The organism is Pseudomonas sp. PDM09 (assembly GCF_014852305.1).
Lineage (GTDB): Bacteria > Pseudomonadota > Gammaproteobacteria > Pseudomonadales > Pseudomonadaceae > Aquipseudomonas.
The window spans coordinates 77,487-102,195 of record NZ_JACVBI010000011.1 but is presented as its reverse complement, the minus strand read 5'-3'; the positions used below and the strand labels follow the sequence as shown (position 1 = coordinate 102,195).

Annotated in this window: 18 protein-coding genes; 8 read left to right on the top strand and 10 right to left on the bottom strand. The window is 58.8% G+C overall.

The features are described 5' to 3' along the window. Nucleotides 1–25: 25 nt before the first annotated feature. From IB250_RS24195 to cbiE, 7 genes are all read right to left on the bottom strand, one after another. Nucleotides 26–457 carry a DUF2946 domain-containing protein gene (locus tag IB250_RS24195; RefSeq protein WP_192345880.1) on the bottom strand — a complete coding sequence of 144 codons (432 nt, stop codon included), beginning with the start codon at nt 455–457 and terminating at the stop codon, nt 26–28. Between the two features lie 21 nt (nt 458–478). Then, nucleotides 479–958 (bottom strand): copper chaperone PCu(A)C, encoded by a 480-nt coding sequence (locus IB250_RS24190; protein ID WP_192345878.1) that lies wholly within the window; start codon nt 956–958, stop codon nt 479–481. A gap of 48 nt (nt 959–1,006) precedes the next feature. After that, the gene (locus IB250_RS24185) at nt 1,007–1,405 is read right to left on the bottom strand and encodes a DUF2946 domain-containing protein (protein WP_192345876.1); all 399 of its coding nucleotides are present in this window, start codon (nt 1,403–1,405) and stop codon (nt 1,007–1,009) included. Between the two features lie 49 nt (nt 1,406–1,454). Beyond that, complete coding sequence (locus IB250_RS24180; protein WP_192345875.1) at nt 1,455–1,766, bottom strand: hypothetical protein; 312 nt, start codon at nt 1,764–1,766, stop codon at nt 1,455–1,457. A 245-nt stretch (nt 1,767–2,011) separates the two neighbouring features. Then, nucleotides 2,012–2,734: a cobalt-precorrin-6A reductase gene (locus tag IB250_RS24175; protein ID WP_192345873.1), complete on the bottom strand. Its 723-nt coding sequence runs from the start codon at nt 2,732–2,734 to the stop codon at nt 2,012–2,014. Beyond that, on the bottom strand, nt 2,731–3,828 hold the full coding sequence (locus IB250_RS24170; RefSeq protein WP_192345871.1) for a cobalt-precorrin-5B (C(1))-methyltransferase: 1,098 nt from the start codon (nt 3,826–3,828) through the stop codon (nt 2,731–2,733). Before IB250_RS24170 ends, IB250_RS24175 begins: the two co-directional genes overlap by 4 nt. Then, entirely contained in the window at nt 3,821–5,032 is a 1,212-nt protein-coding gene (cbiE, locus tag IB250_RS24165; protein ID WP_192345870.1) for a precorrin-6y C5,15-methyltransferase (decarboxylating) subunit CbiE, read from the bottom strand. The genes IB250_RS24170 and cbiE overlap by 8 nt, the downstream gene beginning before the upstream one ends. 243 nt (nt 5,033–5,275) lie before the next feature. On the opposite strand from cbiE, the gene IB250_RS24160 reads away from it, so the two are divergent. The 6 genes from IB250_RS24160 to IB250_RS24135 all read left to right on the top strand — a co-directional run bounded on the left by IB250_RS24160 (nt 5,276) and on the right by IB250_RS24135 (nt 17,912). Continuing rightward, nucleotides 5,276–5,932 carry a hypothetical protein gene (locus tag IB250_RS24160; protein ID WP_192345869.1) on the top strand — a complete coding sequence of 219 codons (657 nt, stop codon included), beginning with the start codon at nt 5,276–5,278 and terminating at the stop codon, nt 5,930–5,932. A gap of 142 nt (nt 5,933–6,074) precedes the next feature. Then, a complete protein-coding gene (gene cobG / locus IB250_RS24155; protein WP_192345868.1) occupies nt 6,075–7,376 on the top strand; it encodes a precorrin-3B synthase in 1,302 nt (433 codons plus the stop codon). Then, nucleotides 7,369–7,995 (top strand): precorrin-8X methylmutase, encoded by a 627-nt coding sequence (locus IB250_RS24150; RefSeq protein ID WP_007907400.1) that lies wholly within the window; start codon nt 7,369–7,371, stop codon nt 7,993–7,995. Before cobG ends, IB250_RS24150 begins: the two co-directional genes overlap by 8 nt. After that, complete coding sequence (locus IB250_RS24145; RefSeq protein WP_192346064.1) at nt 7,995–8,726, top strand: precorrin-2 C(20)-methyltransferase; 732 nt, start codon at nt 7,995–7,997, stop codon at nt 8,724–8,726. The genes IB250_RS24150 and IB250_RS24145 overlap by 1 nt, the downstream gene beginning before the upstream one ends. Then, the gene (cobJ, locus tag IB250_RS24140; protein WP_192345867.1) at nt 8,726–10,429 is read left to right on the top strand and encodes a precorrin-3B C(17)-methyltransferase; all 1,704 of its coding nucleotides are present in this window, start codon (nt 8,726–8,728) and stop codon (nt 10,427–10,429) included. The genes IB250_RS24145 and cobJ overlap by 1 nt, the downstream gene beginning before the upstream one ends. 394 nt (nt 10,430–10,823) lie before the next feature. Then, nucleotides 10,824–17,912 carry a TcdA/TcdB pore-forming domain-containing protein gene (locus IB250_RS24135; RefSeq protein ID WP_192345866.1) on the top strand — a complete coding sequence of 2,363 codons (7,089 nt, stop codon included), beginning with the start codon at nt 10,824–10,826 and terminating at the stop codon, nt 17,910–17,912. Between the two features lie 83 nt (nt 17,913–17,995). Here IB250_RS24135 and IB250_RS24130 read toward each other — a convergent pair whose 3' ends face one another. Beyond that, a complete protein-coding gene (locus IB250_RS24130; RefSeq protein ID WP_008069021.1) occupies nt 17,996–18,592 on the bottom strand; it encodes a MarC family protein in 597 nt (198 codons plus the stop codon). Between the two features lie 235 nt (nt 18,593–18,827). Between IB250_RS24130 and IB250_RS24125 the strand changes: the two genes are divergently transcribed. Beyond that, nucleotides 18,828–19,613 carry a hypothetical protein gene (locus tag IB250_RS24125; RefSeq protein ID WP_192345865.1) on the top strand — a complete coding sequence of 262 codons (786 nt, stop codon included), beginning with the start codon at nt 18,828–18,830 and terminating at the stop codon, nt 19,611–19,613. Between the two features lie 59 nt (nt 19,614–19,672). Continuing rightward, nucleotides 19,673–20,362, top strand: a complete 690-nt coding sequence (locus IB250_RS24120) for a hypothetical protein (protein ID WP_192345863.1) — start codon at nt 19,673–19,675, stop codon at nt 20,360–20,362. A gap of 49 nt (nt 20,363–20,411) precedes the next feature. Here the strand turns inward: IB250_RS24120 and IB250_RS24115 are convergent, their stop codons facing one another. Both IB250_RS24115 and purD read right to left on the bottom strand, forming a co-directional pair. Then, nucleotides 20,412–23,186: a hybrid sensor histidine kinase/response regulator gene (locus IB250_RS24115; protein WP_192345860.1), complete on the bottom strand. Its 2,775-nt coding sequence runs from the start codon at nt 23,184–23,186 to the stop codon at nt 20,412–20,414. Nucleotides 23,187–23,285: 99 nt separating this feature from the next. Continuing rightward, nucleotides 23,286–24,581: a phosphoribosylamine--glycine ligase gene (gene purD / locus IB250_RS24110; RefSeq protein WP_123500880.1), complete on the bottom strand. Its 1,296-nt coding sequence runs from the start codon at nt 24,579–24,581 to the stop codon at nt 23,286–23,288. Nucleotides 24,582–24,709 lie beyond the last annotated feature (128 nt).

Here is a 24,709-nt window from a genome sequence, read left to right as displayed (position 1 = left end):
ACCGTGTGAAATTGGAAGTGAGTGTTTACGCGACGATGGGCGGTGCGCGGGTGCGGGCGCCGGGGAAGAAGGTTTGCCGGGCGTGGCCCAGGCGGGTGGAGGGGGTGGTGAAGGTGGTGGCTTTGGGCGTGTCGAATGCAATGAAGGCCTGACCGCCAGTGAGCGCCGGGCAATTGAACAGTAGGCTGCAATAGCCGCATTTTTCCCAGAGTGCGTGATGGTCGGCTTTGGGTGGGCAGTGCTCGGCGGCGGGTTGCGCGCCATGCTCCATGGCCGGCATGTCCATCGACATGCTCATGCTCATGGACATTGAGGCGCGTTGATCCATCGGCATCGACTGAGAAATCAGCGGGCCGATAAAGATCATCAGCATGGCGAACAGGCTGATCCAGCTACCGCGCGTCAGGCTCATTGGCTGACGGCGGTGCACGGATGACCGGGTGCCAAGCGGGCGCATGGGCGTTTTCAACGTGGGCGATTACTGAGCGTGCATATGCTCTTGCATGCCGTCAGGCGCCTTTTTCTGCACCGCGACTTCGACCGTCACATCGCCGGATTTTTCGAAGTGCATCGTCAGCGCGAAGCGCTTGCCGTCGCTCAACAGGCTGCGGTCTTTCAGCTCCAGCAGCATTACGTGATAGGCCATCGGTGCGAAGGTGACTTCGCCGCCAGCCGGAATCTCGACGCTTGGCACTTGCTGCATTTTCATCAGGTCGTTTTGCTTCACGTGCTCGTGCAATTCGGCCTTTCCCGAAATTGGTGAGTCAACGCTCAGCAGTCGGTCGGCGGTTTTGCCGTTGTTGTGAATCACGAAATACGCCGCGACGTTGGGCGCGTTGGGCGGCAACTCTTGCGACCACGGATGGGCAATCTCAAGCTCGCCAGCCTTGTATTCGTGAGCATTGGCAAAACAGGCAGGCAGCAGCAACACAGCCAGAACGATGAGTTTGTTCAACATGGCAGTTCTCCAGAACGATTCAAAACGCAGGTCAATTGCGAGAAGGAATCACACCAGAGGGGACGCGCGGGGGTTGAGACTCGGCCATTGCTGGCGCGGTGTAGGGGTGTCGAGCGTGGCCGGCGGCAGGCTTCGATTGGCCTCGAAACGTGCGTAATACAACCGCGGCGTATGCCCCGGCAACGCCACCAATGGCGCAGAGCCCGAACAGCACCAGCAATGCTGCATGTTGGAATGATCGTCGCTCTGCGGAGCTTTCTGCTCGATATCGCCCAGGGAAATCGCTACCAGTTTAGTGCCGTTGGAAGAGCAGAAACTGCCCCACAACAATTGCTCTGCAGGTGATTTCGCCGTCTGCGCCATCGCTCCGGACATTGGCATGGCGAGCATGTTGAACAGCACTGCAAAGCAGGCGATCCAGGCAAATGCGAGCCGTTGTCGGGACATGAGGACAGATCCGGTTGAGTGGGCGATCAGGCGCGGCTATTTAGCCTGATCAGGGGCGATAAGTAAAAAGGCCGCGTGCGGTGTGGTGTCGCAGTGCTTCAGTCAGCAGATCGAGTAGCCGACGTGCGAGCTCAGACTCGCCGTTTTGAAAGAGTGTAGCGACTTCGATTCTTAATGCCTGAGCGAATTGAGCGTCGCGTTGGATTCTTGCCCGAATTGTGTGTTTGACATCTCTGAGCGCCACACGATTGAGGCTCCCATCGCCTGGGTCTTCCTCTTCGCAAGCCTTGAGGTAGTGCCACATATCGATAGGGGGCTGGATAAACTCGGTGATATCGAAACGAGTGAATTTTTCGGGCATTCGGCATTCCCCCGCTACGTAAGTGGTACCCGAAATATAGGAGTTGGGTTGTGAGCCCACAAGTCAGCCGATTTGGATGATGTTGTGCGTTACGTCCGATGGATATGTAGGGTGTTGCACATTTTCTGTAGCAGCTGCCGAAGGCTGCGTAGCAGTCGTGATCCCCATGCGCCACGATCAACCTGACGGACCGTGGTGTTTGATTTTACGACTGCTGCGCAGCCGAACGCAGGCTTCGCCAGCTGCTACAGGTTTTGTGTAAGGGCCGCTAATATCTCATCCACCGCCCCAAACTCCCGCTCCACCCCCGGCAACACTGGCCGCTTCAACACCAGCACCGGCACTCCGCGTTCCCGCGCCACTTCCAGTTTCGGCTCGGTGGCGGTGCTGCCGCTGTTCTTGCTGATCAGCACATCGATCTGCCGCCGTTCGAACAGCTCGCGTTCATCCTCGATCAGAAACGGCCCACGCGCGCCAATCACCTCGCAGCGCTCATTCCCGGGATAAGCGTCCAACGCACGCAACGTCCAGAATTGCTCCGGCGGGATTTCGTGCAGGTGCTGCAATGGCTCGCGACCAAGGGTAAACAGCGGTCGCCGGAACGGTTTCAACGCTTCGATCAATTCGGCCCAGCCGCTGACTTCGCGCCAGTCATCCCCGGCTTGTGGTTGCCAGGCCGGACGCCGCAGGGCCCAGCATGCAATGCCACTCAATTGCGCGGCGGTCGCGGCGTTCTGACTGATTTGGGCCGCGTAGGGATGGGTCGCATCCAGCAGCAGGTCAATGCCTTCATCGCGAATGAACTGCGCCAGACCTTCAGCGCCGCCATAGCCGCCAACCCGAACCTGGCAGTTCAGATCCGTCGGCACGCGACCGACACCGGCCAGGCTATAGATGTGTTCCGGGCCCAGCATCCGGGCGATGGCCAGGGCCTCCGTGACGCCGCCGAGCAACAACACGCGCTTCATGGAAAAACTCCTGCATGGCCGACAATCCCGCCCTGGCGATCGATGGCGAATACTTCGACCTGAACCTGCGCCGGCACCACGCTGCGGGCAAAGTCCAAGGCGTGCTGACACACCGCGTCGCCGAGCGCGATCCCGGCAGCGCTGGCCATGGCCAACGCCTGCTGACTGGTATTGGCTTCGCGGATCATCTGTTGCAACGTCTCATCGGCGCCAACCTCAGCCGCCCATTCGGCCAGTTGCGGCAGGTCGATGCTGGAATGCCGACTGTGCAAATCCATGTGCCCGGCGGCCAGTTTGCTGATCTTGCCGAACCCGCCGCACAGGCTGAGTTTATCCACAGGCACTTTACGCAAGTGCTTGAGCACCGCGCCAACGAAGTCGCCCATTTCGATCAGGGCGATTTCCGGCAAGTCGTAGACCCGGCGCATGGTGTCTTCGCTGGCGTTGCCGGTGCATGCGGCGATGTGCAGGAAACCGTTGGTTTTGGCGACGTCGATGCCCTGGTGGATCGAGGCGATGTAGGCCGCGCAGGAGAATGGCCGGACGATGCCGCTGGTGCCGAGGATCGACAGGCCGCCGAGAATTCCCAGTCGCGGGTTCATGGTTTTCAGTGCCAGGGCTTCGCCGTCCTCGACGTTCACCGTGACCTCGAAGCCGCCCTGATAATCCAGTTCTTCGGCCAGCAGCGTCAGGTGCTCGCTGATCATCTTGCGCGGCACCGGGTTGATCGCCGGTTCGCCGACGTTCAGCACCAGCCCGGGCCGTGTGACGGTGCCCACCCCACGACCGGCGCTGAAGCGAATGCCCGGCTCACTGTGCAGGCGCACCTGGGAAAAGAGCAGGGCGCCGTGGGTCACATCCGGGTCGTCGCCGGCGTCCTTGATCGTTCCGGCTTCGGCGCCGTCGTCTGTCAGCCGACAGAATTCCAGGCGCATTTGCACCCGTTTGCCTTTGGGCAGAATGATCTCGACGGCGTCCTCTTCCACGCCACTGAGCAGCAGGCGTGCCGCCGCGAGGCTGGTGGCGGTGGCGCAGCTGCCGGTGGTCAGGCCGCTGCGCAGCGGGGCGGGTTGTTCGGCGGTTTCGTCACGCATCGAGGGGCTTCGTCACGTCCAGCAACGTAATCGGCAGCGCCTGGCGCCAGGTATCGAACTCGCCCAGCGGTTGCGCCTGGGCGACATGAATGCGGGTCAATTCACCGCCATGCCGCTCGCGCCAGGCCATCAGGGTCACTTCACTTTGCAGGGTAACGGCGTTGGCCACCAGTCGACCGCCGGGTTTGAGTTGCGCCCAGCAAGTATCGAGCACGCCTTCGCGGGTGACGCCGCCACCGATGAAAATGGCGTCCGGGCGTTCCAGCCCATCCAGGGCTTGGGGCGCGCTGCCGCGAATCAATTGCAGGCCGGGGACGCCCAAGACATCGCGGTTGTGTTCGATCAACAACTGCCGACCTTCATCCGCTTCGATGGCCAGTGCCCGGCAACTCGGATGAGCACGCATCCACTCAATTCCAATCGAACCGCTGCCGGCGCCGACGTCCCACAGCAGTTCGCCGGGTGTCGGGGCGAGGCGCGCGAGGGTAATGGCGCGCACATCGCGTTTGGTCAGTTGGCCGTCGTGCTGGAAGGCGGAGTCCGGCAGGCCGGCGAGCCGGGACAGGCGTGGCGTGTTCGGTTCGGCGATGCATTCGATGGCGATCAGGTTCAGATCGGCGATCACCGGCTCATTCCAGTCGTTGGCAACACCCTCGATGCGTCGTTCGGCTTCGCCGCCCAGATGTTCCAGCACGGTGAGGCGACTCGGCCCGAAACCGCGCTCGCGCAGCAATGCAGCGAGCGCCGCCGGAGTCTGGCCGTCATTGCTCAATACCAGCAAGCGCACCCCACTGAACAGATGGGCGTTGAGTGCGGCGATGGGACGGGCGACCACCGACAGTGTCACCACATCCTGCAATGGCCAGCCCAGGCGAGCGGCCGCCAGTGACACGGAAGACGGGGCGGGCAGGATCAGCATTTCTGCGCCGGGCAGGTGTCGCGCAAGGCTGGCGCCGACGCCAAAGAACATCGGGTCGCCGCTGGCCAGCACACAAACCGGCTCGCCACGCAGTGCCAGTAACGGCTCAAGGGTAAACGGACTGGGCCACAACTGGCGTTCGCCGCGAATGCACACCGGCAGCAAATCCAGTTGGCGCTGGCCGCCGATGATCCGCGAGGCGGCCATCAGGGCGCGTCGGGCGTTTTTGCCCAAGCCCTTGAAGCCGTCTTCACCGATTCCCACAACCGTTAGCCAGGGTGTCATGCCGTTCCTTAATCCAGGGTTGATCTTCAAGGGCGGCATGATAACGCGGCTGCCGGTAGCTGACGCGGGTCGGTTGTCGGAGAATGTTTAACCGATAGCGGAAACTTAATGTTGTGCAAAAGCGGTTTGCTTAATGCGTGTTTTTGCTAGTTTGGGTCCAGCTTAAGTCGGGCTTAATGAAAGTTCTGATTTAACGACGAAGCATTTTATTTTTTAATGATTGCCAGGTTGGCAGGAAGAGATATGGATATCAATTCAAACACAGATAACATCCGCAGCAATGCAATCGCTGTGAACAATATGTTGTTCACAGGCATCGAGGGCCAGACTGCAGCCGACAACCATTTTGTAAAGAACTGCGTTCTACTCGCGCAGATCAAGGCGGACGAACTTTACAACAGCAGTACCCAGCCTGCTGAATGGTTTGAACACTTTGCCGGCATTCTCTGGTCATTTGGCTGGAGCCTTGAGGAACAGCCCGTCGTTCGGGTCCAGCGCGAATTTTCCGGAAGCGTGCAGGAGGCATGGCGGAAGTTGGCGGCGCCGTTGCTCACTCGTTCCCAGTTGGCACAAGTTGAAGCAGGACTTGCAGCGCTGGAAAACGATGCGGCGATCCTGAAAAAGTTTACCGCCCTGAGTGGCAAGACGTTCAGCTCGCATATCTTGCCGATCAGTTATAACGCCAGCGGCGAGTTGGTTGTGGTGCTCAGTCACATCCGGTTTATCAAGATGGTCCTCAATACCACCTATCTGTTTTGGCAGATCCATCAGCCGATGTCGCAACTGGATATTCGCGCCAGAAAACTGGTGATCAAGCGCCGGGCGATGGATGCCCATCGAGCGAGCGTTGAGCAGGCCCTTCGCGAGATCCCTTTCAAGCTTGAAGAATACGAACTCTGAACAGCGCCAGGCTGCTTAATGTGTAGCCATGGCGGATTCCGACCGGCAGGCATTTTCATGCGCTCGGGCAAAGCAGGCATAATGGCGACCTTTCGCCCACCACAGCACTGCCAGCCGGTCACCTCCTTTGAACGAACGCCCGATGTCCACCGCTTTACGCCCCTCGGCCTGCCCGGGGTTGCTGCGTATCGTCCAGGCACTGGATGGCGGCATTTGTCGGATCAAATTGAACGGCGGCTCGATCAGCACTGCCCAGGCTGAAGCGGTGGCCCGTGCGGCCGAACGGTTTGCCGGGGGCGTGATCGAGGCGACCAACCGCGCCAACCTGCAGATTCGCGGGATCGGCAGCGAGCAGACGGCACTGATCGACAGCCTGCTCGCCGTCGGATTGGGCCCGCGTACCGCCGCTGGCGACGATGTGCGCAACCTGATGCTCAGCCCGGCCGCCGGGATTGATCGGCATAGGCTGTTTGACACGCGCCCGCTGGCGGAACAGATTCTCGACACCCTGCAAAGCCACGAACGCTTTCACGAGCTCAGCGCCAAGTTTGCCGTGCAACTCGACGGCGGCGAGGCGTTGGCGATGCTCGAACATCCCCATGATCTGTGGTTGTCTGCTGCTGAGCGAGACGGCGAACGGTTGCTGGCATTCGGTCTGGCGGGTTGCCCCACGGACACTCCCGCAGGTTCAGTGTCACTTGAGCAAGGACACGCGTTGGTCGTTGCAGTGCTGGAGTTGTTTCTCGATTTGGCGCGGCCCGATCAAACACGGATGCGTCATGTTCTGGCCGAAATCCCGGCCGTGGATTTTCTCGCTCGCCTGGCCGAGCGTGTGCCCTTGAACCCGATCACCGATTGGCGGCGTTCATTGAGCCCGGACGCTCTGCACATCGGCGTTCATCCGCAGGCTGGAACCGAATATGTCTATATCGGTGCCGTACCTCCTTTGGGACGGCTCGATCCCGTCATGCTCAGAGGCGCGGCGCAACTGGCGCGCGAGTTCGGCGACGGGAGCCTGCGGTTCACCCCATGGCAAAGTCTGTTGCTACCCACTGTTGGAAAAGAACGGGCGCCCGAAGTCATTCGGCGCCTGGAGCAACTGGGCCTGCTGTGTGAACCCGATCAGCCCTTGTCACGGTTGATCGCCTGCACGGGTTCCGCTGGCTGCGGCAAAGGCCTGGCCAATACCAAGAGCGACGCGGTGCAACTGGCCGCGCTGTTGCAACGTCACGATCAAACGGTGCATGTGTGCGGTTGCCAGCGTTCCTGCGCTGCCGCCCATGTGGCGCCGGTCACGTTACTGGCCGTCACCCCCGGTCACTACGATCTCTATTTTCGCGATGCGGGGCAGCCGGGTTTCGGTGCCCTGCACGCACGCAATCTTACTATTGAAGCGGTCGGCGCCTTGCTCGACGCCCGCCCACGGAGTTCCCTTGATGCTTGATTACATCCGCGACGGTCAGGAGATCTATCGCAACTCCTTCGCGATCATTCGCGCCGAGGCCAACCTCGAGCGCATCCCGGCCGATCTGGAGAAACTCGCGGTGCGGGTGATCCACGCCTGCGGCATGGTCGAGGCCATCGACGGGCTGCAATTTTCCGAAGGTGCGGGCAAGGCCGGGCGTGATGCGCTGGCGGCTGGCGCGCCGATTCTGTGCGACGCGCGGATGGTCAGCGAAGGCGTGACCCGCGCGCGTTTGCCCGCCAACAACCCGGTGATTTGCACCCTGCGCGACGACAGCGTTCCGGAGCTTGCCCGTGAGTTGGGCAATACCCGTTCCGCCGCCGCGCTGGAACTGTGGCGCCCGCATCTGGAAGGCAGCGTGGTGGTGATCGGCAATGCGCCGACCGCGCTGTTTTATCTGCTGGAAATGCTCGACGCCGGCGCGCCGAAACCGGCGCTGATCCTCGGCTTCCCGGTGGGTTTTGTCGGCGCCGCCGAATCCAAGGCGATGCTCGCGGCGGACAGCCGTGGCGTGCCTTTCGTCATCATGCAAGGCCGGCTGGGCGGTAGTGCCATGGCCGCCGCCGCCGTCAACGCCCTCGCCACGGAGATCGAATGATGCAGCAACCTGGACGTTTGATTGGCCTGGGCGTCGGCCCCGGTGATCCGGAACTGATTACCGTCAAAGCCTTGCGCCTGCTGCGCGAATCGCCGGTGGTGGCGTACTTCGTCGCCAAGGGCAAAAAGGGCAACGCCTTCGGCATCATCGAAGCGCACCTGCAGGACGCGCAAACCCTGCTGCCGCTGGTTTACCCGGTGACCACTGAAGCGCTACCGGCGCCGTTGTCGTACGAACAAGTGATCAGCGATTTCTATGACACCGCTGGCGAACAACTCGCCGCGCATCTGGACGCTGGCCGTGACGTGGCGGTGATTTGCGAAGGCGATCCGTTCTTCTACGGCTCTTACATGTACCTGCACGATCGTCTGGCCGAACGCTATGAAGCCGAAGTCGTGCCGGGGGTCTGCTCGATGCTCGGCGGTGCGTCGGTACTCGGCGCACCGCTGGTGTATCGCAATCAGAGCCTGTCGGTGTTGTCGGGGGTGTTGCCCCACGAAGACCTCAAGCGGCGACTGGCCGGTGCCGATGCGGCGGTGATCATGAAACTGGGGCGCAACTTTCCCAAGGTCCGGCAGGTGCTCGAAGAACTCGGTCTGGCGCAGCGTGCGCTGTACGTCGAGCGCGCGACCATGGCCAATCAGAAAATCGTGCCGCTGGATCAGGTCGAGCCGATGTCCTCGCCGTATTTCTCGCTGATCATCGTTCCCGGTGAAAGGTGGCAAGGCTGATGGCCCATTCCGCTCCGGCGATTGTCATTCTCGGCAATGGCAGCCTCGCCACCGCGCGCAAAATTCAGCAGGTGTATCCGGATGCACTGATCCATGGATTGGCCGAACGGGTCGATGGCGCGGACCGTGTTTATCACGAGTTCGGCGCGACCCTGCGCGAGCTTTATCAACAGGACGCGCCAATCATCGCGCTGTGCGCCGCCGGGATTGTGATCCGCACCCTGGCGCCGTTGCTGCTGGAAAAAGGTGCTGAGCCACCGGTGCTGGCCGTGGCCGAGGACGGCAGCGCCGTGGTGCCGCTGCTCGGCGGCCTCGGTGGGGTGAATGTCATGGCGCGCGAGATTGCCGCCGGCCTCGACGTCGCGGCGGCGATCACCACCAGCGGTGAATTGCGTTTTGGCACCTGCCTGCTCAATCCACCCGACGGTTATGCCTTGGGCGATCTGGAGTTGGGCAAGCGCTTCGTCTCGGACTTGCTGGCCGGCGAACACGTGCGCATCGAAGGCGCTGCGCCCTGGCTGGCGCAAGCACAGTTGCCGCAAGATCCCGAGGCGCATTTGTCGATCCATGTCGGCAGCGCCGAACGGACGCCGGCCGCCAATGAACTGTTGATCTATCCGCGCAGTGTCTTGCTGGCGGTCAGCGCCAGTGTGGCGCAATTGCCCCAGGCGATTCGCGCGGCGCTGCGTCAGGCCCAAGTCGCCGTTCAATCGCTGGCGTGCTTGTTGGCGCCGGCCACCGAGATGGCCAGCCCGGCGTTGCGCGAGGCGGCGCTTGAGTTGGGTGTGCCGCTGCGTTTTGCGTCGGCTGCAGGCGATGCCAGCGAGTTGGCTCGCGAGGCTATTCCCGGCGCGACGATTATCCCGATCGACGAAAACCTGGCATTGGCAATCGCCGAACAGCCACTGAACGTTGTGCAGATCGGCCAGCCACGCGGTCGACTGGCCGTGATCGGCCTGGGCCCGGGTGCTGCCGAATTGATGGTGCCTGCGGTGAAGGCCGAACTGGCCAGAGCCACTGATGTGCTCGGTTATGAAACCTATGTGCGCATGGCCGGCCTGTTTCGGCCGGATCAAGTGCTGCACTGCACCGACAACCGCGAAGAGATGCAGCGTGCCCGTCACGCCTTCGAACTGGCGGCCCAGGGGCGGTCGGTGATCGTGGTCTCGTCCGGTGATCCCGGCGTGTTCGCCATGGCCGCCGCGGTGCTGGAAGCCTTGCACGAGTCGACTGACCCGGCCTGGCACAGCGTCGATCTGGAGATTCTGCCGGGGGTTTCCGCTTCGCTGGCGACGGCCGCTCAGGCCGGTGCGCCGTTGGGGCATGACTTCTGCGTGATGTCGCTGTCGGACAACCTCAAGCCGTGGTCGATCATCGAAAAGCGCTTGGACCTGGCCGCCGAAGCCGATCTGGCGCTGGCCTTTTACAATCCGATCTCCCGCTCGCGGCCATGGCAGCTGGGCCGTGCGCTGGAGATCGTCGCGCAGCACCGTACCCCTGAAACCCCGGTGGTGCTGGGGCGCGATATCGGTCGGCCCGGCCAAACGCTCCGTGTGATCACCTTGGGCGATCTGACACCCGAGCAGGTGGACATGCGCACGATGGTGCTGATCGGTTCCTCCACCACCTGCGCCTTTGCTCGTGTCGCGGGCGGTACATGGGTCTATACGCCGCGTTGGTACGGCACGAAGCCTGCTTCCTGATCCATAGCGGCCCCGCCCTGGGGCCGCTTATACCAAGACGCTGGCCGGACGGACTCTCTTCCTTTCTTTGTTTATCTAACGTTTAAGTACGTTCTTCATTTTGATAGTGGCATTTCCGATACTGCTGAAAGGTCTCGGCGAATTTTTGTGTGTCCGGTTTTTAATGGGTGCAGTGTATTCGTTATGCCTTTTTTATATGAGAGATTTTTACTGAATATTAATTTTATTCTTGAAATTAATTGATGTGCTTTTGTAGTTTGCAAAATGAATTTCGTTTTTTAAGGTTGTTTTGGGAGTGAATGATTTGGCTGGTTTGCTTCGGGTGTTATGTGCCATGCGAAGCAAATTATTTTTCCAATTACTTGATAAGTTTATACCACAAGGATGTAAATGCATGCGCCAGCTAGAGGGTGGACGAATTGACGGATTCAAGGATTTCTTCAATATTTTCAAATTGGGTGATCTTGAGTCTGCATTGCAAGAGTACAAAGATACGCCGCAGTATGATGCCGCGATCAGGTATTACAACGGATGCATCGTCTGCCTTGCCTCGGACAAGGAACTGGAGCCGGTGGGATTACTCAGGGATGTGCTGGTATCCCTGCAATCCAGATCGAGGCGGCGCCGCTCAACTGAGATCGAGGCTCAGCGTACAACCGAAATGCCTGAAGCGCTTGAGCTGATAGTCGACAAGCTGGACGACTATGCCCTGCGTGCAACGAATAGCCAGAACATATTGAAATCGGGCAGTAGCGAAATCCCCCGACAAATGCATTTCGTATGGCTGGGCGGCGGAATCGGGGCTATCCAGAAAGACTATATCAATATCTGGAAACAGGTGATGGTCCGCGAGGGGTTTACCCTCAATCTGTGGTTTGACCGGGATGCGCTGCTGGCGCATAAAACCAATCAAGTGATTGTCGCCGCAGCGAAAGCGGATGCTCTATCCTCCAGGAATGGACGAGCCGATAACAGTTTTGATCTTGCTGATGACTATGTAGCAAGGGCACGGGTGCTTAAGCAGCAAATGTTTGATCATATCAATGAGTTTCGAGCGGCGGGTAAAAGTGCCGATGAGGCGCGAATTGATCTGCTGGTCAAGGCTTACGGACAGAACGAACAATCACTTCGGGAGTTAAAATACAATAACGAGCGAAGTATAAGTCGTCTGGCCGATGAACACTTTTTGTTGCGCGATCTTCAGGATCCACCCAACGCTTTACCCTTAGCCGAAATTTATCATCGTGAAATCGCCCTTCGAATGAATCTGGCAGCCGCCTCGGATGTAGTGCGCTTTCCAGTGGAATATGTGGAGGGTGGAATTTACAGCGACGTGGATTATTTACCACCGTTTGCCGATAAGTTGGCCGGTATAGAAGTTAATAAGCTGAGTACGCCTGCACGACTCGGCGTTTTGCAATTACTGCTCAATCGCAACCCTCAATGGATGCCGGGACGAGACTCCGATCGATACAAGAGTTATATCGACAGCATTCCGCAGGAGCAAAGGGCTACGCTGGAAGCGTATGCCGGTAGTCAACCGTCGTTGAATGATGTCTTTGTGGCGCCGAAGTCTCTCAATGTCGAGGCCCACGGTGTTCGAGCGGCCATGATCAGAGAGGAACCCAATAACCCGGAGGAAATTGTTGATATAAGACTGAATAATTCTTTCTTGATGTCGCACCCGGGCTCGGAGGCGATGAAAGCGGTACTGGATCGCATACAACTCAGCTACGACATGATGGATACCGCTGAAGCACGACTCTTGAAAGAGGGGGGCTCCTTGGAGCCCGGTGAACTCAGCACAGTTGCTCAAAGCGTCATCGAACAAACCCTTGAGAACTTTTCGTTACCTGAGTCGGAGATGTATCGAGTTGGCAGGTATGCGCAAGCGGTTGTGCAGTATTACGAGGACGGAATCAGCCCCGAATCCGGTGCGACGATTTATATCTCCGGCCCCGCTGTGATGCGAGCGGGAATGACGACATTTGCGGCGGCACATTTCACCCCTGAAGGCGCAAAAAAATGGGCCGGGTTGATTAATTTGAACGAGGGGTTCAACAACGCTACAGAGGAAGAGCAGGATCACAGTTGGCAAGAAAACGCGGGGAGCGATCAATGGCTCGCCAAAGAACTCAGCGACTGGCAGCAAGGCAAACTCACCACTCGTTATCAGGGTAACGTCAATGAGCTGCTCAAGCGTCGAACTATTACATTTGAAAATGGCTGGCCGCTGATTGAAGGCCGTCATGTACTGCTGACCGATATTTTGCAGCATCTGGCCGATGAGCTGGGCGAGCCGTTCATGCGGACGATGAATCGTAGCCATAACGGTGCGGTGACCTTCGACAAGGCTGTACCCCTGAGCTTCGATGACCGCCAATCGATCCTCGCTCAAAGCCCCGATGCGCTGCCGCCTGCATCATTGAGCGATCCGCAGACACAACAGTTGCCTATCGATGAACTCTTGAGCCGACTCGCCAAGGGTAACCTCGAAGTCGCTCAGTTGAGCCCCTTGCAGCGTCTGCTGCTCGGCGCCTTGACCGGTGCGCAGGCATTGGATAATCGCAGCTTCGACACGGTTCGTCCGCAGCTGGATAACCTGGCCAACAGCTTCAGCGAACTAGGCGCGGCGGGCCGCTATGCAACGATCGAACACGCGCTGTATCAACGCCAGGCTCCCGGGTTTCTGGTTGGGCTTGTCAGCCCTCTCGATCATCCGCCAGCGCTTTCCGAAACCGCCCTGGGGCTGAAGAAAAACGCGCTTGAACAACCTTTGACGCTGCGCCAGTGGGGCAAGCAGGTCGCCCGAATCCAGCAGGTGGCGAAACTCGAATACCGTGACCAAATTGTCGAGCGCCTCGGTGTTGTCCTGGACGGTTTTGAAGCGGGCACCATCAAGCTGGTACCACAGGATTTACTGCTTCAGGGCGCCGGTGACAGGGTGGGTGGGCGTTGTTATCCACTGGCCCTGGTGATGGCGGCAGCCTTGTCGGAGGGGAAGGCCGCGGCCAACATTCTGCGCGAGCGATTCTACCTGGGGGTTATCGAGCCGCAAGGGAGTGATTCAGCGCTCTTTCTGCACAGCCTGGAGGCGTTGCGGGACGTGCCGATCAGCGAGGTGGGCAGCGCGCTGGGGCGTTCGGATCTGAGTCAGGTTGTGGATATTCTGCAAGCCAGAACAGCCACCAGTACGCTGATGCTCAACTCCGATAATCACGCCATGCTGGTGGCCAAAACCATTGAGGGCGAGCGCAGCACTTATCACTTTTACGATCCGAACTTCGGTATTTTCGAGTTCGATCAACCGGTCGCATTCAGACTGGCATTGGAGCAGTTTTTCCTCCGGCAAGAGATGGCCAGGCATTACGCGGCCTATGGCGATGCGGCGCGTCCGACCTTCGATCTGATCGAGCTGGAAGGCTCTCGGGTGTCGAGAGTGGCATTGCCTGGCTCAACTCCAGTCTCGCAACTGCTGCAACCCGGCACGTTGGCGGGACAGTCGCAACGCCCTGTCAGGCAGCGTCTGGCCAGTGCCCGCGGACAATCATTGATGAGTAACGCTCGTCTGGGCAGTTGTCTATTGGCGCTGGACAGTCACGGGTGGGGGCAACAGATCGCGCAAGTGACGACCCGCCTTCAGCAGCAGAATCAGTTGGCACCCCACCTTGTACCGTTGTTCGAAACCCTGGAGATCATGCCCGACGGGATGTACCGGATGAGCTTGGTCGACCCTGCAAACCCTGAGCACGTGGTACGAGTCTTCACTGATGACCTGAGACTCTTGCGCATAAAAAACTACCTCTCGGAACGTTTTGCTGCCTTGGCCAATAAATCATCCGTTCCGGGCGATCCTACCGATGTTGGTAGTGTCCATACCCTGAACGCCGGCTTCGCCATACAAGCGCTGATGAACGCGTTGAGGGAACAGGAAGGACCCGATCGGTCCCTGACCCTGGCTGTCCGGTTGCATGCCTATGTCAATTACGCGCAGTTGGTGCATGGCAATGTGGTCGATGTGGCGGGTCTGGTAGGCCTGGTTCGACAGGCACTGGTGGAAGAGAAACTGATTGCCCGTACTGTCGCTCCGGTGGTCAAAGCCGCTGTGGGGCCGAGTGTGGGCGAAGCGAGCGGAGGATTGCTGCAGCTGGCGAATGTCGGGTTCGACATCTACCAGTTGACGACCGCGCAAAACGATGTCGAGCGGGCGCAGTTTGGGACGCAACTGGCTTTCGACTCGGCCAGTCTTGTGTTGTCGGTAGGCGCTTATGCCGCCGGCGTCACAACAGCCGGGGCGTTCCTGGGTGGGGCCGCTGTGATGCTGGCCGGGTTGGCAGTGGGGTTGACGGCACTGGCTCAGGGTTTTGCCGCCATCGCCGAAGAAGCCAAACAGGTCGGGCTGTTTTTTGATGAAGTTGAAAAGGCTTATCGCCAAGCCTATCGATTCGACAGCGCTTTGGCCGCGTGGATACCGCGCTCGTCGTTGATTGTTCAGACGCTGGATCTGAACGCCGGCAAATTGCTGCTCGACAGCCCCAGGCTTTATCCGTTACGCGATCATTTCGGGGTGCCGACCTTTGATGGCGATTACGAGCGGGCGATCGATATTCGTCAAGAACTGGGCCTGCCCGGTCGCATAACCTTCACTCTGCCCGCCGGGCAGGCCATCGTGCTGCCTTGCACACCGCAAACCTGTTATGGCTACGAGTACAAGGCACTGCCTTTCGCTACGCTGCGCCATGACACCGGGTTCGACACGGCTCGGCGTCTGGAGAAAAAGAAAGCGGATGGCGGGCGGTTGTTTCTGTTTTCCTTCTATTCGTTTCCCAGTGAATACATCCTTTATCGCCTGTTCCCGGTCTATCGGCCAACAGTGATCAATGTGCTGCTCGATGCCGTCGAACGCTCGCTGGTAGTGCCTGTTCTTCCCCCGATCTGGCACGGGAAAGTCACTTATCAGATTCAAGGGGCCGGCAAGCACTGTGCATTGGTGCTCAATCCTGGGGCGAATCTGACACTCGAGTCGCCGAGCCTGCAGCTATCGAGTTGGGTGCTGGAGGCCTCTTGGGCCAGGGAGACCGATATTCGGCTGGAGCGTTTCGGGGCATTGTTTATCGGTGACGTTCAGGTGGAATTCGCAGGAAAAGGTCGTCACGAAATCCTGATCCGGATCACGGACAACCAAGTGTTTCAGGTTGAGCGCGGCAAACAGATCCTAACCCTTGTCGAGCAGGATGTGCCACCAGGCATGGATCGACAGACGCTGCAGGAGCATTTGAAGGTTCTGGCGCAAGAGCATCGTCTGGTGATGCCGTATACGCCGGTTCACCACTATCTGATTCCGTTCGAGAAACCGGACGAGCCACGGTATACCACGGCCTGGTACGACGCGAAGGAGGATCGTTTCCTGTATATCCGTAACGAGGAGGTACTGGCCGCCGATGAAGCACTGCTGGGGACGGTGGCAAGCGGCTACGCCTATTTCTACGAACCGCAGAATTACGAAATATGGCAAGTCGACGCGGTAACCGGGCTGCTCAGTCACCGTTATCGGTTGCTGCTCAAAAACACGGCAGCCACCATCACGAGCGTCGAGGCGGATGCGCAGGGGGTGATTCACGTCGTACAGGAAATCGCTCGCGAGAATCAGAGCAGCGATGTACTGGTCTACGTGATCCATGACGGGCAACTGCTGCTGAGTTCGGTCACCCGCGACATGGATCGGACGCTGGAATCGGTCTTCAGTGTCAGCGACACACTGACTGACTGGTCGCAGGTACTGGGCAGCTATTACCCCTTTACGCCAGTCACTGACGAAAGCACCTTTGTCACCGTCGACTGGCAGCCGGCCCCCTTTGTTTCGGTTTGCTGGAAGTTCGAAGCGAACACACGGGACATGGCCTGGGTTCGTGACAGTGACCACTTGATCATCCGTCCCTCCCCAAGACTTCATCATGGCCGCGGATGGGCCGACTCAATCAGCAACATGACTGATCTGACGCTGCTCACACCGATGGACGAGGGCGATGTATTTGTCATCTACGACAGGCAAAAACAGCTTCTATGCCGCAAGTCGCGCACCGTCGTGGAGGGCAAAGGACAGTGGTCCCATACGTGGGTGCAGCCCGAGAAGCTGGAAGATGTCGTGGCTGTTGAAGGTGGGTACGTGGCGCTGACGTCTGATGGTCTGTTCTTCAACGTGACTGGCCAGGGATACCTTGAGTTGGGAGGCTTGAGTGAACCGTGGCTCAAGGATCGTGTGCATTGGTGGTCCGCATTGGAACCGCTTGCCCGGAAACACGCGGCCGAGTGTATTGCCCTTGTCGACTTGACCAACTTCAGTGGCGACGCGAGTTTGTGCGCCTGGTACGTCGGTAATCGGTTGCTGCTGGCTGATCTTGGACATGGAAAGGAGGTGCGCTTACTGAGCGTAACCCCGGATAGCGAGGCGGCCTGGTTGTTCGATGTCTCGAGCGGCGAGGTCTATCGTCAGGCATTTATCGATCCGCAGAAACTGGAGCCTGCATTCGGTCAGGGGACGCGATTGCTCTTGGCGGACGCGTTACCCGCCGCGCTGCGTGAGTGGGCGCCCTGGCAGTTTGTCGAGCTGACGGTAGAAGTGGCGGGACTGCGAGGCACAACGTTCGACGGCGTGATGGTCGAGCTGCGTGATCAAGAACCGGCACGGATTACCGGTGTCACTCGTGAGTGGGTCATTGCTCAGGATGGCCGAATGCACGAGGGCTTCAAACAACTGGTGGACAGCCAGCCTCATACCTCGCTGCTGTCGGTGGAGGAACCCGGTAGCCTGATGTGGTTCGTCGCCGGGACCGAGCGTGTGATTCGGGTGGCAAAGGCTGCAATTCCGGAGTCATTTGAGCTGCTGGGAACGCAACAACAAACCAACGTGTTGCTTCATGAAGACAAGGACGGACTACTGCTGACCTATCCGGGTATGGGGCATGCGGGACCACTCAGTTATGTCCAGCGCGATGCCGAGGTATTGGTCATTGAAGGCCAGATGAAGATCGGCGATGTCCTGCCGCTGATACCGGACGATGTCACGACCTTGATCCTGCGCATGGGGCAAGGAGCGGTGAGTTACCAACTGTCAAAGGCGGCCTGGCTGAGGCTCGAATCGGTCATCCTCGACTGCCGGCATTCGCTGGGCAGCGCGGCGCCGATTCCCGGCAAGTTGATCTGGGAGCTGGATGCCCCTGAAAAGTTGTTGCTGAGCATCGTCCAGGAACACTTGGTGATCATTGATCCGGACAGCGGGCACAATGTGATCTTTCGTGAGGTGTATGCAACGGATGTCAACTTGCGAGGCGAAGTCTTGCTCGGGTTCGAAGGGCATCGACCTTATACCGTTTCAACATTGGTGCAGAGGTTGGTTGCTCGGCAGGGTACGCATGACAGTGCAACTCTTAAAGAGCTGCTGAGCGTGTCGATTGCTGAGTTGGAAACGAGTCTGGTGGTTTAATCACCGGCAGTTGTCTGCGATTACGTCCGGGCCGAAAAAAAGGCTGCAGGTTGATACAACCTGCAGCCTTTTTGCCTGTCGGGTCAGGGAACCAGATAGCCCTTCACCCCGGTAAAAATAATCTGTGCCGCCAGCGCACAAACGAACAACCCCATTAACCGGCTGACAATCTGCAGGCCCTGATCGCCAAGAATCCGTTCTATTCGGCTGGACAGATAAAGCACCACGCCGACGGTGAAACTGGCCAGCGCAATGCTGAGGATGGCCGTCAGCTTGTCATCCCAGTGGGGCTGACTTACGCCCATGACCAGCAGAGCTCCGATGGTACCGGGGCCGACCGTCAGGGGGATGGTCAGCGGGACGATGGTCACGTCCTGTTGCACGTTGTCGGTCTGCACCGCCGACTTGCCTTGAGCCATGCCGAGTGCCGAGATGAACAGCACGCTGCCGGCACCGATACGGAACGCGTCTACGGTAATGCCGAAGACACTGAATATGACCCGCCCGAACAGGTATAGCAAAACGCTGGAAACCAGCGTGGCGACCGCTACTTTCCAGGCCAGGCGTCGCTGCTCCTTGCGCGAATAACCGCGGGTCAGGCTGATGAAGCAGGACAACACGAAGAACGGGCTGTAGAGCACCAGCATCTTCAGGTAAACGCTGAACAACACGTGGAGCATGATTTCGGCTCGTAGCGGCAGATGGGCAGAACGGAGTCTATCAGTCGGTTTAATGTTTGGGGGGATGGCGTGAGGAAACGGGGGGTAAATGTAAGTTGTTGAGGTAGAAGTTTGTTAGTTGACGAAATGTTGATATTAACAAGTTACATGTTCTTGTTTGTCGTTTTTTCTTTCTTTGGTTATTGTTGTTTTGCGGGTTCAAGAGGAGCCTGTTTTAATTAATAAGGAATTGCTAATGAATGTTCATGATGTCGAAGATTGCACTGTAGCCGAATGTATTCATCGTTTGGAAAGTTATGAGCTGGACGGCGCTGAAGTTATGCGCCCTCGCAGTTTTTCGGTGCCGGTTGTCGATGAGCCCGGCAAAGGTTCCATCGTGGGTGAGGGCATCTTGTCCTTTACCGGCAACCTGAGTGAGCAAAATCGGGAAGATGTTCAACACGCCTTTCTATTCGCGAGTCTGGTCGCAAACAAAAAGTACCCGTACGAGTATCAGGGCAAGGAATGGTATTACCAGTTCCTGGAAGTCATGACCAATGCAGGCTGGCTGCCGACCAGTAAGTACTACAACGACATGAATATCAGCGGTAACACCGTACGGATGGATCAATTGGTGCTGGAGATCCTCAGCAGTGTGGTTGCCGGGCTTGCCGTGCCTGGCTCGGCCTCCGTCCTGATGCTGAAGGTGGCAGGCGATGCAATCACCGCATTGAAAAAGCGCGAAACCGCATTGACCCTGTATGAGCGCAACATGCTGGACCACGGTGTGGGTGGTATGGCGGCCGGCACCTGCACCGAAGTCAACGGTGAAGTCACCATGGCATTGGGTACTGTTCGTTTCATCCGCAAGAACACCGAAACGCAAGTGCTGTTCATGGGTTGGGACTCCCGTGAGGTGAAACTGTATCGTGGTGACTCAGTCTTCAGGAAAGTGCCTTCCATTGTCGAGCAAACCCGCGACACGATTCGTACAAAACTTGGCTTGAATGCGAAAACCAAGATCGAAGACTACGAGATCTGATCGAATGTTTTAAAAGGGCGGTCGCTTCTCGGTCGCCCTTTTTTCATTGAGGGTTTGCTATGGCTCAGTTATACAGCTTGTTAACGGTGGGTAACGCCGTTGTTGCTTTGTCGGATATTGAAAAAATATCGGCTTATGATGATGTCGTACATTCAAGTCTGCTGGCGCAATTGGTTGCCAACAAAAAAATCGAAAGAATGAAAGTCGAAAGCTGGTATGACGCTTATGTTGCGGTGCTGGATGATTTCTGGATCCGCAACTTGAAGTTTCGCCAGGACTTTTCTCTCAACGGGCTAAACGCCTCTTCAGCGCTTGAATGGGCCTCGGCCGCAATGGCAAATAGCGGTAGCGAAGATCATGCTCTTGGCGGTTTTTTGGCATATGCGGCGCAATTGCCGTGTTATGTCCCTGCCTTCCAGATATGGCCCGAGCAGCGTTGCGAAGAGGAGATGCAAGAACCTTGTTTACCGCTCAAGGCCGTGCGCCTGCTGGCGATTGTGGGGCAAAGCCCGACCTCGATCAGCAGCATTTATCTCGAATTCAAGACCCGGCAGGAGCTGACCCTGAATCCGTGGTCGCAGCGTTTTGAGGTCGAAGAAGTAGAAGGTCAGGTGTGCGTGCGATACGCACGGGCGAATCTGTCCGAAACCCTTTACGCGTTATCCCGCGAGGCGATTACCCACAAGCTCGGGAATCGATTGGCGGACAACGTGGCGCTGCTGGTCGAGAAGGTCGATATGGGGGAGTGATACGTCCTGCCCGATTGTTGAAACCACTTTCGGGCACCGGACTGCATCGTCAGAACGTCGAAGCCGTACGATTCTGCTGATCACGTTGGGCAACCCAGTGCTCGATCAGGTCGCGCAGTTGTGACAGCTCGACCGGTTTGGCCATGTGCCCGTCCATGCCCGCCTGGCGCGCGCGCTCTTTGTGCTCGGCGAGGATGTGTGCGGTCAACGCCACCACGGGGGTGCGAATCCGCTGGTTGCCGACTTCCCAGGCACGCAGTTGCTGAGTGGCAGAGAAACCGTCGAGGATCGGCATTTCACAGTCCATCAGCACCAGGTCGTAACGCTGGGCTTTCATCGCCAGCAGGGCTTCTTCGCCATTGCTGGCGGTGTCCGGTTGCAGATTGAGTTTGCCCAGCATGCCACGTATGACCTTGGTCGAGATGCTGTTGTCTTCGGCCACCAGAATGCGGAAATCGCTGGGCACCTTGACCGGAAGGGTAGGGCCGGTGGGCAGTTGCTGCGAAACGGAGGGGCCTTTATTGCGCTGGTTCAGCTCGTCCGCCAGCGTGGTCTTGAGTGTATAGCCGGCCACCGGTTTGGCGAGAATTCGCTTGATCCCGCAGTTGCGCGCGATGATTTTGCTCGGGGCGTTGCTGATGCCGGTGAGCATGATCAGCAGAATGTCATGGTTCAGGCTCGGGTCTTCCTTGATCTTGGCCGCGAGCTGCATGCCGGTCATGCCAGGCATGTTCTGATCCAGCAGGACCACGTCGAAGTAATCGCGCAAATGAGCCTTGGTGCGCAGCAGCGCCAAAGCCTCCTTGCCGGACGGCACGGCACTGACATTCAGGCCCCAGGCGCTGCACTGCTGCACCAGCACCTTGCGACAAGTGTCGTTGTCGTCCACGACCAATACGCGTGCGCCTTGCAGCGGACCGTCCAGGTCCGAGGTCGGATGTTCGAGACGGTCCGGGTCCAGCGGCAGGGTCAGCCACAACGTGCTGCCCTGGTTGGCGCCGCTCTTGATGCCGAACTCGCCTTGCATCAAACGGATCAGCTGACGGGCGATGACCAGTCCAAGATTGCCCCCCAGGCTGGTGGCCGAGAGGAAGTGTTTGCTGTGCAGTTCGGCATGCATCAACGCGTCGCGTTCTTCCGCCTCCATGGGCTGGCCGCTGTCTTGCACAGCGATGCGCAGCCGCGGTTTGGCGCTGCGTTCATCCAGGGCGACGACGATCAGGATCTCGCCTTCGTCGGTTTTCTTCAGGGCGTTTTCCAGCAGGCTCAACAGGGTCTGGCGCAGGCGCGTGGGATCTCCGCTGATGACGCGTGGCACCTGCGGCTGGATAAAGCTGATCAGCTCGACGTTCTGCTGTTCAGCCTTGGCGCGGAAGATGCTCAGGCAATCTTCGATCAGGGCGTTGAGGTCGAACTGCACGTCGTCCAGTTCGATCTGCCCGGACTCGAGTTTGGAGATGTCGAGAATTTCGTTGATCAGTGTCAGTAGCTCGTTGCCGGCGCTATGGATGGTCTGCACATAGTCGCGTTGCTTGACCGACAGCGGCGTGCCCAGCAGCAATTCGGTCATGCCCAGCACACCATTCATCGGTGTGCGGATTTCGTGGCTGATCTTCGCCAGAAATTCGGCCTTGGCATTGATTTCGGCGTTGCTGGCGGCCAGGTCGCGACTGACGCTGAAACGGTCTTCGGTGATGCTGCGCTGTCGCTCGCCCAAGGCAATACTCATCAACAGACCACTGATACAGATAAACACCAGCAGAATAATGATCAGGCTTTGTGGCGCGACCAGGGTCAGACCCTGCAGTGCCGGCAGAATAATCAATGTGCCGAGGTTGAACACCACCATGGCCGCCACGAACAGACGCGCCGGGCGATAACCTTTTTGCCAGTGATGGGCGCTGACGAACAACATGCTCAGACCGGCCAGAGCAACCAGCCCATACGTGATCAGGTTCAGCGGCAGTGTGTTGACGAACAGCAACAGCAGGCCGCACACCATGATGAACAGAATGTTCCCCAGCAGCAGCTTGTTCAACGGGTGAGGGCCGAGCGGGGCGAAGAAACGGTAGGCGAACATCAGGCCGCAAGGCGCGGTCATCAGCAAGGCGAGGTAGGCACCGGGTGTTTGCACGACGGACCAGTTCGGTAACCATGGCCGGGCCAGGTTCAGCAGCAACACCAGGCTGAGCATCAGCAGCCCTTCGCACGCTGCCAGCCAGAGGCTGCTGCGCGAGCGGGTGTAGAGGTAACGGGTCAGGTTGTGCAGGATCAGCATCCCGAGGCAGCCGAAGAGCAAGCCATAGATCAGCGTCTGGTACTGAGTGGCCGCGGTCATGACCGCCGATTGCAGCGTGATGTAAGGCCGGAACTGGTGTTCGGAGACCAGCCGCAGGTAGACGTCGAGGGTTCTGTCACTTTGTGGCAGCGGCAACATGAAGTCGCTGCTGGGAAGGGGAGGCTTAACCTGGAGCTGCGCGGTACCGGCATTCAATTGATCGATCAACTGGTCGCCGTCGAGCACATACAGATTGAGGTGCATCAGGTCCGGTGCGAACACTCGCAGCAACTGTTCATGCTTGCCGGGTGCGAGCTTGAAACGCAGCCATAGCGCGCCATCGGGTGCGGCCGCGGTGAGGTGATCAAGTTCAATGGGGCTGAATTGGTTGGTGTAGCGGCTGGAGCGGATGTCGCTCAGCTGCAGGTCGCCCTGTTCGTCGAGCAATACCGCCCATCCACTGCCTTGCGTGGCCTGGGCCGGGAGCATGCAGAGCAAGGTCAGCAGAGTGACGGCGAAGCCTATGGCAATCCTGAGCCAGCGCACGGCGAAATCCCTTCGTAGGTTAATGCCAAAGTATAACTATGCGCGGTGCCGGAATAGTCAGGCAAGGGCCGCAAGCCCTTGCCTGGCCGGATGGATGGCTTATTCCTGATTCTCGCCACGCTCGCGGGCAATGGCGCGGTAGCCAATGTCCTTACGGTAGAAGCAGCCTTCCCAGTCGATTTTAGCCGCCAGTTTGTAAGCCTGCTGCTGTGCTGCATCGACGCTGGTGCCCATGGCGGTTGCGCACAGTACCCGACCACCGGCGGTCACCACCTGACCGTCCTTGAGCGCAGTACCGGCATGGAAGACTTTGCCTTCCAGTGTCGCGGCTGCATCCAGGCCGTTGATGGCAACGCCTTTGGCGTAGTCACCCGGGTACCCGCCAGCGGCCAATACAATACCGACGCTCGGACGTGGATCCCATTGCGCTTCGACCTTGTCCAGCGCTTGCGCCAGGGCCGCTTCGACCAGCAACACCAGGCTCGACTGCAAACGCAGCATCACCGGTTGGGTCTCAGGATCGCCGAAACGGCAGTTGAACTCGATGACTTTTGGGTTACCAGCCTTGTCGATCATCAGGCCGGCATAGAGGAAGCCGGTGTAGACGTTCCCTTCCTCGGCCATGCCCCGCACGGTCGGCCAGATCACCAGGTCCATGACCCGCTGATGGACTTCGGCCGTGACGACCGGGGCCGGGGAGTAAGCGCCCATGCCGCCGGTGTTCGGGCCGGTATCGCCGTCGCCGACACGTTTGTGGTCCTGGCTGGTGGCCATCGGCAATACGTTCTTGCCGTCGACCATGACGATGAAGCTGGCTTCTTCGCCGTCCAGGAACTCTTCGATCACCACGCGTGAACCGGCGTCGCCAAAGGCGTTGCCGGCGAGCATGTCGCGCACCGCGTCTTCGGCTTCGCCCAAGGTCATGGCCACGATCACGCCTTTACCGGCGGCCAGGCCATCGGCCTTGATAACGATCGGTGCGCCTTTTTCACGCAGGTAAGCCAGGGCTGGCTCGATCTCGGTGAAGTTCTGGTAGTCGGCGGTCGGGATCTTGTGGCGCGCCAGGAAGTCTTTGGTAAAGGCTTTCGAACCTTCCAGCTGAGCAGCGCCAGCGGTCGGACCGAAGCAATCCAGGCCACGGGAGCGGAACAGATCGACGACACCGGCGACCAGCGGCACTTCCGGGCCGACGATGGTCAGGGACACGTTCTTCTCGGCAAAGTCCGCCAGCTGCTCAAGAGCCAGCACGTCGATGGCGACGTTCTCGCACTTGGCTTCAATGGCGGTGCCGGCGTTGCCCGGGGCAACGAAAACTTTCTGCACACGCGGATCCTGAGCCACTTTCCAGGCCAGGGCGTGTTCACGGCCACCGCTACCAATGATCAAAACATTCATTTCAAAAACCTCGGATGACGCTAATTCTGTTGAGCGCCGCGGAGGCGCTTTTCTGTGGGAGCTGGCCTGCCGGCGATGCAGACAACTCGGTTTATCAGCTAAACCGAGGGGATGCTATCGCTGGCAGG

Bases quoted from the DNA above. Each gene is read 5' to 3' on its own strand.
- IB250_RS24195 (WP_192345880.1), bottom strand. From the start codon at position 457: ATGCGCCCGCTTGGCACCCGGTCATCCGTGCACCGCCGTCAGCCAATG.
- IB250_RS24190 (WP_192345878.1), bottom strand. From the start codon at position 958: ATGTTGAACAAACTCATCGTTCTGGCTGTGTTGCTGCTGCCTGCCTGT.
- IB250_RS24185 (WP_192345876.1), bottom strand. From the start codon at position 1,405: ATGTCCCGACAACGGCTCGCATTTGCCTGGATCGCCTGCTTTGCAGTG.
- IB250_RS24180 (WP_192345875.1), bottom strand. From the start codon at position 1,766: ATGCCCGAAAAATTCACTCGTTTCGATATCACCGAGTTTATCCAGCCC.
- IB250_RS24175 (WP_192345873.1), bottom strand. From the start codon at position 2,734: ATGAAGCGCGTGTTGTTGCTCGGCGGCGTCACGGAGGCCCTGGCCATC.
- IB250_RS24170 (WP_192345871.1), bottom strand. From the start codon at position 3,828: ATGCGTGACGAAACCGCCGAACAACCCGCCCCGCTGCGCAGCGGCCTG.
- cbiE (WP_192345870.1), bottom strand. From the start codon at position 5,032: ATGACACCCTGGCTAACGGTTGTGGGAATCGGTGAAGACGGCTTCAAG.
- IB250_RS24160 (WP_192345869.1), top strand. From the start codon at position 5,276: ATGGATATCAATTCAAACACAGATAACATCCGCAGCAATGCAATCGCT.
- cobG (WP_192345868.1), top strand. From the start codon at position 6,075: ATGTCCACCGCTTTACGCCCCTCGGCCTGCCCGGGGTTGCTGCGTATC.
- IB250_RS24150 (WP_007907400.1), top strand. From the start codon at position 7,369: ATGCTTGATTACATCCGCGACGGTCAGGAGATCTATCGCAACTCCTTC.
- IB250_RS24145 (WP_192346064.1), top strand. From the start codon at position 7,995: ATGCAGCAACCTGGACGTTTGATTGGCCTGGGCGTCGGCCCCGGTGAT.
- cobJ (WP_192345867.1), top strand. From the start codon at position 8,726: ATGGCCCATTCCGCTCCGGCGATTGTCATTCTCGGCAATGGCAGCCTC.
- IB250_RS24135 (WP_192345866.1), top strand. From the start codon at position 10,824: ATGCGCCAGCTAGAGGGTGGACGAATTGACGGATTCAAGGATTTCTTC.
- IB250_RS24130 (WP_008069021.1), bottom strand. From the start codon at position 18,592: ATGCTCCACGTGTTGTTCAGCGTTTACCTGAAGATGCTGGTGCTCTAC.
- IB250_RS24125 (WP_192345865.1), top strand. From the start codon at position 18,828: ATGAATGTTCATGATGTCGAAGATTGCACTGTAGCCGAATGTATTCAT.
- IB250_RS24120 (WP_192345863.1), top strand. From the start codon at position 19,673: ATGGCTCAGTTATACAGCTTGTTAACGGTGGGTAACGCCGTTGTTGCT.
- purD (WP_123500880.1), bottom strand. From the start codon at position 24,581: ATGAATGTTTTGATCATTGGTAGCGGTGGCCGTGAACACGCCCTGGCC.